12 protein-coding genes are annotated in these 12,480 nt (G+C 60.6%); 6 read left to right on the top strand and 6 right to left on the bottom strand.

The genetic code is table 11. The features are described 5' to 3' along the window. Positions 1 to 17 precede the first annotated feature (17 nt). Complete coding sequence (locus tag I6L49_RS06355) at positions 18 to 923, bottom strand: LysR substrate-binding domain-containing protein (protein WP_216950879.1); 906 nt, start codon at positions 921 to 923, stop codon at positions 18 to 20. A gap of 102 nt (positions 924 to 1,025) precedes the next feature. Here I6L49_RS06355 and I6L49_RS06350 point away from each other — a divergent pair, with 102 nt between their 5' ends. The 4 genes from I6L49_RS06350 to I6L49_RS06335 all read left to right on the top strand — a co-directional run bounded on the left by I6L49_RS06350 (position 1,026) and on the right by I6L49_RS06335 (position 5,470). Beyond that, positions 1,026 to 2,018: a TDT family transporter gene (locus I6L49_RS06350; RefSeq protein WP_216950878.1), complete on the top strand. Its 993-nt coding sequence runs from the start codon at positions 1,026 to 1,028 to the stop codon at positions 2,016 to 2,018. Positions 2,019 to 2,276: 258 nt separating this feature from the next. Next, positions 2,277 to 3,266, top strand: coding sequence for a lauroyl-Kdo(2)-lipid IV(A) myristoyltransferase (lpxM, locus tag I6L49_RS06345; RefSeq protein ID WP_216951603.1), 990 nt, complete (start codon positions 2,277 to 2,279; stop codon positions 3,264 to 3,266). A gap of 152 nt (positions 3,267 to 3,418) precedes the next feature. Then, on the top strand, positions 3,419 to 4,414 hold the full coding sequence (locus I6L49_RS06340) for a lauroyl-Kdo(2)-lipid IV(A) myristoyltransferase (RefSeq protein ID WP_206829764.1): 996 nt from the start codon (positions 3,419 to 3,421) through the stop codon (positions 4,412 to 4,414). Positions 4,415 to 4,609: 195 nt separating this feature from the next. Further along, positions 4,610 to 5,470, top strand: coding sequence for a PA4780 family RIO1-like protein kinase (locus I6L49_RS06335; protein ID WP_216950877.1), 861 nt, complete (start codon positions 4,610 to 4,612; stop codon positions 5,468 to 5,470). A gap of 60 nt (positions 5,471 to 5,530) precedes the next feature. On the opposite strand, the gene I6L49_RS06330 is transcribed toward I6L49_RS06335, so the two are convergent. From I6L49_RS06330 to I6L49_RS06320, 3 genes are all read right to left on the bottom strand, one after another. Beyond that, the gene (locus tag I6L49_RS06330; RefSeq protein WP_216950876.1) at positions 5,531 to 6,055 is read right to left on the bottom strand and encodes a GNAT family N-acetyltransferase; all 525 of its coding nucleotides are present in this window, start codon (positions 6,053 to 6,055) and stop codon (positions 5,531 to 5,533) included. After that, entirely contained in the window at positions 6,052 to 7,290 is a 1,239-nt protein-coding gene (locus I6L49_RS06325) for a GGDEF domain-containing protein (RefSeq protein ID WP_216950875.1), read from the bottom strand. The genes I6L49_RS06330 and I6L49_RS06325 overlap by 4 nt, the downstream gene beginning before the upstream one ends. A gap of 208 nt (positions 7,291 to 7,498) precedes the next feature. After that, a complete protein-coding gene (locus tag I6L49_RS06320) occupies positions 7,499 to 7,990 on the bottom strand; it encodes a prolyl-tRNA synthetase associated domain-containing protein (RefSeq protein ID WP_216950874.1) in 492 nt (163 codons plus the stop codon). A 166-nt stretch (positions 7,991 to 8,156) separates the two neighbouring features. Here I6L49_RS06320 and I6L49_RS06315 point away from each other — a divergent pair, with 166 nt between their 5' ends. Next, on the top strand, positions 8,157 to 10,583 hold the full coding sequence (locus tag I6L49_RS06315; protein ID WP_216950873.1) for a DNA polymerase II: 2,427 nt from the start codon (positions 8,157 to 8,159) through the stop codon (positions 10,581 to 10,583). 74 nt (positions 10,584 to 10,657) lie between these two features. After that, positions 10,658 to 10,909 (top strand): DinI family protein, encoded by a 252-nt coding sequence (locus tag I6L49_RS06310; protein ID WP_005352362.1) that lies wholly within the window; start codon positions 10,658 to 10,660, stop codon positions 10,907 to 10,909. Positions 10,910 to 11,083: 174 nt separating this feature from the next. Here I6L49_RS06310 and I6L49_RS06305 read toward each other — a convergent pair whose 3' ends face one another. After that, positions 11,084 to 11,947, bottom strand: coding sequence for a DUF2927 domain-containing protein (locus tag I6L49_RS06305; RefSeq protein WP_216950872.1), 864 nt, complete (start codon positions 11,945 to 11,947; stop codon positions 11,084 to 11,086). A gap of 26 nt (positions 11,948 to 11,973) precedes the next feature. Then, positions 11,974 to 12,477 (bottom strand): M48 family metallopeptidase, encoded by a 504-nt coding sequence (locus I6L49_RS06300; RefSeq protein ID WP_005333421.1) that lies wholly within the window; start codon positions 12,475 to 12,477, stop codon positions 11,974 to 11,976. Positions 12,478 to 12,480 lie beyond the last annotated feature (3 nt).

The following is a 12,480-nucleotide window of genomic DNA, read 5'->3' as shown; positions in this document are numbered from 1 at the left end:
GGCGCTCCGAGCGGGCGTTACTCTGCGCGGCTCACCTCGGCATCCTTCACCTGAGCCCGGCAGAAGTGGATAAAGTGGCGCAGGGAGGTGGAGTGGTACTTCTGCTTGTGCCAGATAAGGGAGAGCTGGCGCGGGAAGCGGCGGGAGAGGGGCAGGGCGATCAGCCGCCCATCTGCCAGGCGATCCGAGGCTGCCAGCCGGGAGATAAAGGAGATACCAAGCCCTTTCTCCACCGCCAGCATCACCGCCTCCAGGGTGTTGAGTTCAAGCCCTGGTTGCCAGCGGGGCAGCTCGGGCTGGATCTGCTGGATGAATTGCTCGCGGCTGCCCGATTGTGCTTCACGCAATACCCAGGTCTCGCCCCCCAGTCGGGAGAGGGAGAGATCCTTCTTGTTGGCAAGCGGGTGATCGGGTGGGGCCACCACCAGCATCTCGTCCTGCAGCCAGGGTTCGGCGAGCAGGTCGGGGTGGTGGTTCTCCCCCTCGATCAGCGCCATATCCAGCTCGAAGTTGGCCAGCGCATGACAGAGCAGGTGAGTGTTGTTGATGGTCACCTTGGGGGGGAGTCCCAGCTCCTGTTTGCTGCTGGCGAGCAGGGTGGGGAGCAGGTAGTTGCCGATGGTCTGGCTGGCACCAAGGCGAAGCTGGCCGCTCGGCTCGGCATTGGGGCTGAACAGGTTCTCGATATCCTGCATCCGGGTCAGCAGCTCTTCGGCGGCCGGTTGCAGCAGGCGCCCCTCGTTGTTGAGCTGCAATCTGGGGTGAATGCGGTCAAACAGCGGGGTAGAGAGCTGGCGCTCCAGCTCCTGCAGCGACTGGGAGACGGCCCCCTTGCTCAGGCAGAGCTCGTTGGCGGCAAGGCCAAGGTTTCCATAACGGGCAATGGTGGCGAACACTTTCAGTTGCTGCAGGGTCAGTTTCATCGTGTTTGGTTTTCCTGAATGATTGATTTAATTCATTTAGATATCGTAAACGATAAGGGACCATTATCCTATCGCCATAGTCATCAATAGAAAGGTGTCATCATGATCGCAAGAACCCGTAAATCACTGGCTGCCGCGCCAACCCCCATGGCGGGTCTGGCGCTGGGCATCGCCAGCCTTGGTTGGTGTTGGGAAAATGCCGGTCACTTCGATGGCCGGATGCAACTGCTGGGCGCTGCCATTGCGGCCGTGCTGCTGGTGATCCTGACCTTCAAGTTTCTGCTTCACCCCCGCCTGCTGTTGCAGGATCTCGCTCACCCCGTGGTGGGCAGTGTGGTTCCGACCTATGCCATGGGCACCATGGTGGTCTCCAAAGCGCTGGGTATGATTGCGCCGCAAGCGGGTGAGGCCCTCTGGCTGTTTGCCGTGGCGGTTCACCTGCTGTTCCTGGCCACCTTTATCTGGCATCGCGCCAAAGAGTTTGAAATCCACCACATGGTGCCGAGCTGGTTCGTGCCGCCGGTGGGGATCATCGTGGCTGACGTCGCCTTCCCGGGCGGTCAGTTTGCCCCGCTGGCCAACGGCTTGCTCTGGTTCGGGATCATCTGCTATGGCCTGATGCTGCCGCTGATGCTCTATCGCCTGATCTTCAGCCATGAAGTGCCGGATGCCGCCAAACCGACCATCGCCATTCTGGCGGCTCCTGCCAGCCTCTCTCTGGCCGGTTACCTGACCGTCAGCCAGGAGCCGTCACTGCTGCTGGTGGCAGTGCTGTTGGGGATCGCCATCCTGATGACCGGTATCATCTATCTGGCTTTCATCAAACTGCTGCGTCTGCCCTTCTCGCCGGGTTATGCCGCCTTCACCTTTCCGCTGGTGATCGGTGCCACCGCTCTGTTCAAAGTGGCTCATCTGGTTGAAGGGTTTGCGCAAGGGAGTCACTACGTCGAGCAGATCAGACTGCTGGCTCACTTCGAGCTGGGGGTGGCTACCGTGATCGTCGGGTATGTGGCACTGCGTTACCTGATGTTTTTTCTGCCGCAGCGTGATACCGAAATGAACAACGGCATGGCCTGCCAGGGCGCTCACCGTTAAATCTTGAAGAAGATGTGACGTTGGGAAATGGATAAGCAGTGCGCTCCGAGAGCGACGGGATAAACGACCAGTCATACGATGGATGGACAAAGAGCCTCCACCCTGGTTGTGTAACGAGCAAAATGCCCCGCAGTGCGGGGCATTTTTTTATGGTTTTTTGATGTGGCGCCTGTGGCGGGCTATTTGCCATGGATTTAACTGGTATTACCTGTCAGGACGACTACAATGCAGCACCACTTTTTCGCTCGACCCCACTACATGTCGTCCCAAGATCCCGTATTTAACTCCTCTTTTGAAGCCCGTTTTCTGCATCCTCGCTACTGGTTCAGCTGGCTGGCGCTCGGTGTGCTGATGCTGCTGGCCTTTGTGCCGGTGCGATTGCGCGACCGTTTGGCCGAAGCCTTGGCACCGCTGGTGTTTCGTATCTCGAAAAAACAGATCTATATCGCCAGAACCAATATGGAGATCTGCTTCCCGGACAAGAGCCCGGAAGAGCGGGATGCGATTGCACTGACCTCGATCCGGGTCGGCCTCAAGAGTCTGTTGGGATTTGGCGAGTTCACCATGCGCAGTCAGCGTTATCTGATGAGCCGGATGCAGGTGATCGGTTGGGAGCATATCGAGGCGGAGCGGGCGGCCGGCCGTCCGGTGATCCTGGTGGTGCCCCATACCTGGCCGGTGGATGCCGCCGGTTACTGCTTCACCCAGCGCGGGGTACCCATGTGCACCATGATGAAACGGGCGCGCAATCCGGTGTTTGACTGGCACCTCAACCGGGCGCGAGCCAAGAACGGTTGCCGTGTTTATGAGCGCAGCGCCGGGATCAAGGCGGTGATCAGGACCATCAAGAGCGGTCGCAGCTTCTTCTATCTGCCGGATCAGGATCATGGCCGCGAGAAGAGCATCTTCGCCCCCTTCTTTGGCTATCCCAAGGCGACCCTGCCTGCCTTGCCCCGTCTGGTGCAGGTCAGTGGCGCCAAGGCGGTGCCGCTGCTCGCCTGCTATGACGAAGCGAACCACTGCTACCGGCTGGAGATTGAGGCACCGTTCGACAACTATCCCACCGAGGATGTGATGGCCGATACCTGTCGCATGAACGACATGGTGCAACAGCAGCTGATGCGCCATCCGGGTCAATACATGTGGTTCCTCAAGATCTTCGATACCCGTGAAGATCAGGAGGGGCTGGATGGCCTCTACGAAGAGGGGATACGCCGGATCCGCAAGGGATTGTCGCCCCACGGCTGACCCAGAATTTGCGTTGATTGAAATGGCCTCAGGTGGGCCATTTTTTTTATGATAACTCGTCTGATCAGTGCCTTGCTGGTCGATGGCCTGCCTCCCCAGGGTAGAAAAAAATGTCAGGATAACTACAATAACCGTTTGTTTTTGATGACTTGATGGTCGCCATGTCTGCGTTAGATCCGGTATTTGATACCTCATTTCATAGCCGCCTGCTGCATCCCAAATGGTGGGGCAGCTGGTGCGCGCTGGGCCTGCTCTCCCTGCTGGCATTTACCCCCGCGAGATTGAGGGATCGCTTTGCCGATCTGGTTTCGCCGACCCTGCTGCGTTTTTCGAAAAAGCAGGCCTATATCGCCGATACCAACCTCAAGATCTGCTTTCCCGAGCTGGATGCCGCCGCACGGCAAGCGCTGCTGCTCAAATCGATCCGGGTCGGGCTCAAGACCTTTATGGGCTTTGGCGAGCTCAGCTGGCGCAGCAAGGCGCGGCTGACCCGCCGCATCAAGGTCACCGGCTGGGAGCATGTGCAAGCGGAGCAGGCTGCGGGCCGCCCGGTGATCCTGGTGGTGCCTCATACCTGGGCGGTCGATATGATTGGCCGCTACTTCTCCATGATGGGGATCGAGATGTGCACCATGATGAAGAGCCCGAAAGATCAGGTGTTCGACTGGTACATCAACCGCGAGCGGGCCAAAGGGGGCAAGGTCTATGAGCGTAGCGCCGGGATCAAACCGGCGATCAAGTCGATCCGCGCTGGCGCCAGTTTCTTCTATCTACCGGATCAGGATCACGGCCGCGAGGCGAGCGTGTTTGTTCCCTTCTTTGGCCGCCCCAAGGCAACCCTGCCAGCCTTGCCCAAGCTGGTGAAGCTGACCGGTGCCAGAGCGGTGCCCATCTTCGCCAGCTATGACGAGGATGAGGGTTGCTATCTGCTGGAGATCGAGCCGCCGTTTGACCCTTATCCCACAGCCGATCTGCTGGCAGACGTCAATGCCATGAACCGGGTGGTAGAGATGCAGGTGGCGCGCCATCCCGAGCAGTACATGTGGTTTCTCAAGATCTTCGAAACCCTGGAGCATCAGGAGGGGGATGACGGCCTTTATGAAGCGGGGATCCAGCGCATTCGTCAGGGTTTGCCGCCCGAACCTTGAAAATTGGCCCGCTTGCGGGCCATTTTTGTTGGTACAGGGGGCTCGCGCTTATGGCCCGCTGCTGGTGGTTTTTAAGGCGAACGGGTGGACAAAAACAGCGCAAACAGGGGATAACAGGGTGTCTTATGAAAGGGAGAGGCAGGTGAGCGTGCGCGGAGCTATCTTCGAGAGCGGAAATAGGGTAAAAGGGCGGCCATGAAAATTCCAAATCGAATCCAACCTCTGGTTGATGACGGCCTGGTCGATGAGGTCGTCAGCCGGTTGATGAGCGGCAAAGAGGCCGACGTCTATGTGGTGCGCTGCGGCGACGAGATCCGCTGCGCCAAAGTCTATAAAGAGGCGTCCAAGCGCAGCTTCAAGCAGGCCGTGGTCTATCAGGAGGGGCGCAAGGTGCGTAACAGCCGCAGCGCTCGGGCTATGGAGAAGGGCTCCAAATATGGCCGCAAGCAGCATGAAGAGGTGTGGCAGAACACCGAGGTCGACGCCCTGTTCAAGCTGGCGGCGGCCGGTGTGCGGGTGCCACAGCCCTATGTCTGCCTCGATGGTGTCCTCTTGATGGAACTTATCACCGATGAGGATGGCAATGTCGCGCCGCGCCTCAACGATGTGGCACTCACCCCCGAGCAGGCGGTCATCGACCACCACAAAGTGATCCGCTATGTGGTGCGGATGCTCTGCGCCGGTCTTATTCACGGCGATCTTTCCGAGTTCAACGTGCTGGTGGATGAGCAGGGCCCCGTGATCATCGATCTGCCGCAGGTGGTGGATGCCGCCGCCAACAACCAGGCCAAGGCGATGCTGGAGCGGGACGTCAACAACATGCGCAACTACTACGGTATGTATGCCCCCGAGCTGCTCAAGACCCGTTATGCCCAGGAGATGTGGGCGCTGTTTGAAGATGGCAAACTCACCCCCGAGAGCGAGCTGACCGGTCACTTTGAAGAGAGCCGCGCCGCCATCGATCTCGATTCGGTGCTGCAGGAGATAGAGAGCGCCGAGGAGGAGGCCTATGCCCGTCAGGCCCGGATGCAGGCTGAGCAGGAAGACAGCTACTAACGGTCTTGTCACGTTCGCAAAAAGAGCGCCTTCGGGGCGCTCTTTTTATTACTGCTGCGGTTATGGTCGGCTGGGGCAGGGGGCTAGCTGATACATCTCCAGCCAGTTGCGATCCCCCGGATGGAAGCGCCGTCCCAGCAACACGCCCCCGGCGGCCGTAATGACCTTGTGGGAAGCCAGATTGTCTTGGTCACAGCTGATCAGCACCGGCGCTGTCAGCACCTGTTGTTGTACCCAGTGCAGCAGCACGGTCGCGGCCCCTTCGCCACGGCGAGAGGGGCGGGTTTCGTAACCGATATGACCGAGCCATTGGCGGGTTGCCTTATTGTCACCGTGACGAAGACGCAGGGTGGCGATGATCTCCTCGCCATCGAGGGCAAAATAGGTGGTGGTCGGCAGGTATCCACTGGGCAAGTTGCGCCCTTTGGCGTGATCCAGCAGGCTCTGTAGCCAGCCGTCCGGGTCAAATTGCGCCACCTGATAGAGCGGCTGTCCGTCCTCGGCGCATTCGGTGACATAGCGACGGTAAGCCGGGGCATCTGCCAGCCTGGCCGGTCGGCACTGCAGAGTGAGCACTGCGCTCATGACAGGAGCGCGCAGGGCGGCAGCGGCTGCGGCTCGTTGTGGTGGAGCTCCTGCACGCAGGCCCGTTGCCTCCCAGCCTGTTTGGCGGCGTAAAGGGCCTGATCCGCGCGCAGGTAGGCCGCTTCAAACCCCTCGTCAGGGTGCAGCGAGGTGAGGCCGATGCTGAGGCTGATGGGGCCACCGGCCAGCGACCGAGTGGCGTCTGCGACCCGCTGCTGCAGGGTCTGGCAGCAGGCCGGCAGCGTTCGCGAAGTCTCCATCACCAGCAGCGCCAGCTCGTCGCCGCCAAGGCGCCCGGCTAGCCCCGCCGTCGGCAGGCTCTCCCGGATCACCCGTCCCACCGCCCGCAGCATGGCGTCGCCAGCGGGATGACCGTGGCGGTCATTGATCTGCTTGAAGTTGTCCAGATCGATCAGCAGCAGCTGGCCGGGGCTAGCCATCTTGCGGGCACGCAGGGCCACCTGGTGTTCGAAATAGTGTCGGCTGTCCAGTCCGATCAGGGCATCCAGGTTGGCGCGCCGCTCCAGCTCGCGCTGGGTGGCGAGCAGCGCCTGCTGCTGACGGGTGTGCACCAGGCTCAGCAAAATGAAGCTGCGTGCAATGGTAAAGAGCAGGCTGAGCAGGATCACCGGGCCGAGCAGGGGATCGGTGAGGCTAGAGGCGGCCGACTCCGGCCACCACTGATGCTTGGCCATCCTGACCAGTTGCAGGGCCAGTTGCAGCGCAAGCAGCAAGATGGCAAAGCGCAGCACCCGGTAGGCGGGGGCCAACCGCTGATAGCGCCAGAGCTGCCACAGCAGCAGGCACATTTGCAGCGAGATGGCCCCGGATAGCACCACGATCCGGCTGTGTATGTCATCCTGCGGTAGCTGTGTGGTGGTGACAGCGAATAGCAGGAAGCCGGCGAGGGCAAGGAGCGGGCAGAGCCAGCCGAAACGGTCGGCCTCGCGCCGGAAGAAGTGGCGCAGCCCCCGCTCATAGAGTAGTGGGGTGGCGATGATCAGCAGATTGGTAAGCAGGATATTGGCAAGGGAGATCTCTCCCGTAAGGGGTCGCAGCAGCAGGCAGCCAAAGGCGGCGGCGATGGCCAGTTCGCTGGCCGACCAGTAGAGCAGGGAGAGCAGCGGTCGCTGGGTATGCCACAGGTAGGCGAAAATGGCCGCGACCCCGATGTGCGACAGGCTGACGAACAGCACCAGACTCAGCAACTGGGCCGAGGAAAACAGACTCTGCATCAAGGGTTTGGGCTCTTCCTGCCGGGAACGGCGCAGCGGCCTCAGGGCCGGGTGACTGTGCCGGATCACAGCATGAATTGCGCCACTGAGCAATGGGTTAAGTGATCCGGGCACGATCGCGGCAACAACCGCCACAAGAGGGCTGCTGACTCGATTAATCAGGGGCGGTGCATGACGCCGGGGCGTTTATGCTTCCCACACTCTTGGGTCAGTCAATAATGACCGGCAGCCGCATGACGTTGGCCTCCCGACCGAGGTGGGCCAGCAGGCGGCGCACATCGTCGAGGCGGACAATCAGGGTAGCGGTATTGACTAGTGGATGACACTGCATCTGCTCTGCTTGCCAGATGGCCTCGTCCACCACCAGCTCTACCGCTTTTTCCCTGTCGCGCACCATGGCGAGCAGGGTTACCGAGCCCGGGGTAAGGCCGAGCACCGCATCGAGCCGCTCGGGGGAGCCAAAGCTCAGCCGCTTGACGCCGAGCATGGCAGCCAGCGCCTTGAGGTCGACCCGGTGATCCTCCGGACTCACCACCAGAAACAGCCGCTCGCTTTTCGGATCGCGCAAAAAGAGGTTTTTGGTCTTGGCTGCGGGCAGGTCGGGCAGCAGCTTGCTCGCCTCCTCACAGGTAAATACGGGGGGATGATCGACACGCTGGTAGGGGATCGCCAGCTGATCCAGCAGGGAATAGATTGCCACAGAGACTCCTTTTGTCGGCGAAGAGTGGTCAGAACGGGATGGGCGGGAATCACGACCGGATCGAGCTTACCAGTTTGACTCCCGCCTCGCAGCCAGCGTGACGATTGCGAGAAGGCACTGTATGAACGTACAATAGTTCCATTATCGGACAGCCCCTTTACGCTTCATGACTGCAACCCAGCCCACCGTACCCGCCACTCCGCCTCTCGACGGTTTTATCCTGACCCGCCACGGTCGGGACGTGCGCGGTCGTAACGGGCTGCCTGCAACCACCGAAATCGTGATGTGGCTCTGGAGCGCGCAGGGGCCGGTGCGGGTGGTGGTGTCGGGGCAGGAGCCGGTGTTCTTTTTGCCACAGAGCCACATGGCAGAAGCCGCCGAGTTGTTCAAAGGGGCCGGGGTGAGCGGGCGGTTTCGCCGCCTGCCGATGCACACCTTCGACGGTCGCCCCGTGGTGGGCTGCTATTTCGCTACCCTAAGCGCCTTTCACCGCGCCATCGAGCTGCTGCTCATTCGTGGGCTGGAGCACTTCGAGGCGGATATCCGGCTGCCGGAGCGGTTTCTGATGGAGCGTTTCATCACCGCTGGCGTGCGCTTCGATGGCCGGGCGGTAAAAAAGGGGGGCAAGCAGGGCTACTGGGAGGTGAACGAGGCGCGCTGCGCGCCGCAGGCGGTGACGCCAACCCTCTCCTGGGTGTCGCTGGATGTGGAGTGCGCCATGGACGGGGCGCTGTTCTCGATCGGCCTTTACAGCGAGCAGGATGCACGGGTCATCATGATCGGCACCCCGGAGGCGGATGCCGAGAGCTGGGGAACCCAGGTCCAGTGGGTGGCGGACGAGAGCGCCCTGCTTGGTGCGCTGGAGAGCTGGTTCAGTCTGCATGACCCCGACTTGGTGATTGGCTGGAACGTGGTTAATTTTGACTTTCGCCTGCTGCTACGCCGCGCCGAGCTTAACAAGCGGCGACTGCGGCTCGGGCGGGGGCGCGAGCTCTGCTTCTGGCGCTCGTCACGGGGCGATCCCCAAACCGGCAACGTTATTATCCCCGGGCGCATGGTGCTCGACGGCATCGATACCCTGAAAAGCGCCACCTGGCAGTTCCCGAGCTACAGTCTGGATGCGGTGGCGAGCGAGCTGCTCGGCCGTGGCAAGGATATCGAGGATGTGGCCAACCGGGGGGAGAAGATCACCGAGCTGTTCCACTCCGACAAGGAGGCGCTCGCTCGCTATAACCTGGAAGATTGCAAGCTGGTGTGGGAGATCTTCGATTACTGCCACCTTATCCCTTTTGCCATCGAGCGCGCCTCCCTCACCGGTCTTGAGCTTGACAGGGTGGGGGGCTCGGTGGCGGCCTTTACCAACCTCTATCTGCCGCGGCTGCATCGTGGCGGCTACGTGGCGCCCAATCTGCCAGCCGACGGGGGGCTGGCGAGCCCTGGCGGCTATGTGATGGACTCCAAACCCGGTCTCTATCGCCATGTGCTGGTGCTCGATTTCAAGAGCCTCTACCCCAGCATCATCCGCACCTTTTGCATCGACCCCATGGGACTTATCGAAGGGCTGCAGCATCCCGAGCACGCCATTCCGGGCTTTCGCGGCGCCATGTTCTCCCGCGAGCGGCACTTCTTGCCGGATCTCATCGCTACCTTGTGGGCGGCGCGGGACAGAGCCAAGGCTGCCAGCAATAAGGCACTCTCCCAGGCCATCAAGATCATCATGAACTCCTTCTACGGCGTGCTGGGGTCGGGGGGCTGCCGTTTCTATGATCCGCGCCTAGCCTCATCTATCACCCTGCGTGGCCACAGCATCATGCAGCAGACCCGCGAGTGGATTGAAGAGAAGGGGTTCGAGGTGATTTATGGCGATACTGACTCCACCTTTGTCCATCTGGGGCGCGAGACCAGCCCGGATGAGGCGGACGAGATCGGCCAGCGACTGGCGCAAATGATCAACGATAACTGGGCTGCACTGATCAGGCGCGAGTTCGACCTGCCGAGTTATCTCGAGATCCAGTACGAGACCCACTACCGCCGCTTTCTGATGCCCACCATTCGCGGCTTGGAGAAGGGGAGCAAGAAGCGCTATGCGGGGCTGGTTGGCAAGGCCAGTGAGGGGAGTGAACAGCTGGTATTCAAGGGGCTCGAATCGGTGCGCACCGACTGGACCATGCTGGCCAAGCAGTTCCAGACCCGCCTCTATGAGCTGGTGTTTCACGATGAAGATCCCAGCGGCTATGTGCGCACCATGGTGGATGAGACCCGCGCCGGTCGTCACGACGATCTGCTTATCTACCGCAAACGGCTGCGCCAGAAGCTCGAAGAGTATCAGAAGAATGTGCCGCCCCATGTGCGGGCGGCGCGGCTGGCCGATGAGGAGAACCTGCGCCGCGGTCTGCCCCAGCGCTATCAGCATCGGGGCGCCATCGCCTATCTGATGACTCTCAATGGCCCAGAGCCGCTGGAGTACCGGCGCAGCGCCATCGATTACGAACACTATATCGACAAGCAGTTGCGGCCCATTGCCGATGCCATCCTGCCCTTTATCGGCGAGTCGTTCGACCGGATCTGTGGTCAGCAGCTGGATCTTTTCTGATTGGTGCAAGATGGCACTTTACTTCCCATAAATACTGTATAAAAATACAGTTATAAATCATGGAGAAGTTTCCTATGCGTCTTGAAATCATCATCGACAGAAAACATCAGATCCCGACCTCGACCATGGAGGCGCTGCGTCAGGAGCTGCTCAAGCAGCTTGGCGAAAAATTTCCCGACATCCATGTGCGGGTCGCACCGGGCAGTGCCATGGCCCTGACCGTCAGCCGTGCCAGCAAGGAAGACAAAGAGCTGGCCGAAGCCATGGTACAGGAGGTGTGGGAGAACGCCGACAGCTGGATGCCGGAAGAGAACGTCGCCTCCTGATCCCGCACGGTCAGTGGATAACACGGGCGTTGGATAAATGGGCGGCGGATAAACAGGCATGCCCGCTAATGCACTGCTGATACCCATACAACAAAAAACGCAGCCAAGTGGCTGCGTTTTTTGTTGGTGATGAGTTCGCGATGGCTTGTCTGGCTCTGGGTTGAGCCATGCCCGTTACAACCCCGCCCAGCTTTTCAGGCTCTGCTGCTGCACCCGGCGATTGGCTTCGCGGATCTCCCCTTTGGCGCGCAGGTCGGCCAGTGCGATAGGCAGTGCGGCGCGGATCTCTGCACTGCTCATTCCGGCTTTGAGGGCCGGGTGATAGGCCATCTTGAGCAGCACATAGTCCAGCCCGGTCAAAAAGCTGTCGATGCTGTTGTCATTGAAGATGGAGGGAAACACCTTGTCCGAATCGTTGGGCAGCCCCATCACCTGGGTGAACTCCTCCACTACACAGTCGAGAAAACGCCCCTTGGCCCGGCTGTAGTCTACCGGAATGATGATGGTGGCACGGCTGATCTCGTGTTTCGCATTGGTTGCGAAGTTGGCAAGGCAGAGCCCCTCCTTGAGCGCCATCTTGACCGATGGATCCCCCCCCATGGTGCGGTTGGCCCAGCTCTTCATCTTGCTGTAGTCGGTCATGATCAGGGTGAGGTTGGGCTTTGCGGCCACCATGCTGATGGGGTGGCCGGTGATGCGGGCCAGATGGACCGCCTGTACCTTCACCACGTCGGCCTGCAGCGGCTTGTCACCCGACTCGTTGATAAGTTGCAGCCGGATCGGCTGCTGCCAGCGGGCAAAACGGGTCTGCCTGGCTTCGCCATACTCCCGCTCCATGGCGATGGCCATAAAGCTCTCGGTGAGATAGCTGTCGCTCTGCCAGCGCTCATCGGCACGGGCGCTGTGGCCCGCGAGCAGAAGCAGCAGCGCCAGCAGCCCGCGTGACGCGCGGCGGGGATGGGCAGCGCAGCCCAAGTTGGCCATTACCAAAGTGGCAATAAAGCGGGTGGCACCAAAGGGGGTTGCGGCAAATGACATGTTTCCTCCCTGAAACGGTTGTCAGCCTAGCGGTTGGCCTTGTCGATATCGCGCCAGGTGAGCCAGAGCCTGAGATCAAACTCCAGTTGATGATAGTCGGGCTCCATGTGCTGGCAGAGCTGGTAGAAGCTCTTGTTGTGATCCTTCTCTTTGATATGGGCCAGCTCGTGCACCACGATCATTTTCAGGAACGGGGGCGGTGCCTCCTTGAACAGGGCGGCGATGCGGATCTCGTTCTTGGCCTTGAGCTTGCTGCCCTGTACCCGGCTGACGTAGGTGTGCAGGCCGAGGGCATCCTTGATCACGTTGATCTTGCCATCGAACACCACCTTTGACAGGGGCGCCGAGCTCTTGAGGTAGCGGTTCTTCAGCTCCATGGTGTAGGCGAGCAGCGCCTTGTCGCTCTGGATCTGGTGGCTCTCCGGATAGCGTTTGGCCAGCATCTCCCCCAGCTTGCCTGCCGCAATCAGCTGCTGTACCTGTGCCTTGAGAGGGTCGGGATAGCCGCCCAGATAAGTCAGTTCCGCCATGGT

It is taken from the genome of Aeromonas sp. FDAARGOS 1419 (genome assembly GCF_019047045.1).
GTDB classification, from domain to species: domain Bacteria; phylum Pseudomonadota; class Gammaproteobacteria; order Enterobacterales; family Aeromonadaceae; genus Aeromonas; species Aeromonas veronii.
This window is presented reverse-complemented; position numbering and strand designations above follow the sequence as displayed.

What these genes read in the sequence shown, in the direction of transcription:
- I6L49_RS06355 (WP_216950879.1), bottom strand. Translation starts at nt 923, where the DNA reads ATGAAACTGACCCTGCAGCAACTGAAAGTGTTCGCCACCATTGCCCGT.
- I6L49_RS06350 (WP_216950878.1), top strand. Translation starts at nt 1,026, where the DNA reads ATGATCGCAAGAACCCGTAAATCACTGGCTGCCGCGCCAACCCCCATG.
- lpxM (WP_216951603.1), top strand. Translation starts at nt 2,277, where the DNA reads ATGTCGTCCCAAGATCCCGTATTTAACTCCTCTTTTGAAGCCCGTTTT.
- I6L49_RS06340 (WP_206829764.1), top strand. Translation starts at nt 3,419, where the DNA reads ATGGTCGCCATGTCTGCGTTAGATCCGGTATTTGATACCTCATTTCAT.
- I6L49_RS06335 (WP_216950877.1), top strand. Translation starts at nt 4,610, where the DNA reads ATGAAAATTCCAAATCGAATCCAACCTCTGGTTGATGACGGCCTGGTC.
- I6L49_RS06330 (WP_216950876.1), bottom strand. Translation starts at nt 6,055, where the DNA reads ATGAGCGCAGTGCTCACTCTGCAGTGCCGACCGGCCAGGCTGGCAGAT.
- I6L49_RS06325 (WP_216950875.1), bottom strand. Translation starts at nt 7,290, where the DNA reads ATGCAGAGTCTGTTTTCCTCGGCCCAGTTGCTGAGTCTGGTGCTGTTC.
- I6L49_RS06315 (WP_216950873.1), top strand. Translation starts at nt 8,157, where the DNA reads ATGACTGCAACCCAGCCCACCGTACCCGCCACTCCGCCTCTCGACGGT.
- I6L49_RS06310 (WP_005352362.1), top strand. Translation starts at nt 10,658, where the DNA reads ATGCGTCTTGAAATCATCATCGACAGAAAACATCAGATCCCGACCTCG.
- I6L49_RS06305 (WP_216950872.1), bottom strand. Translation starts at nt 11,947, where the DNA reads ATGTCATTTGCCGCAACCCCCTTTGGTGCCACCCGCTTTATTGCCACT.
- I6L49_RS06300 (WP_005333421.1), bottom strand. Translation starts at nt 12,477, where the DNA reads ATGGCGGAACTGACTTATCTGGGCGGCTATCCCGACCCTCTCAAGGCA.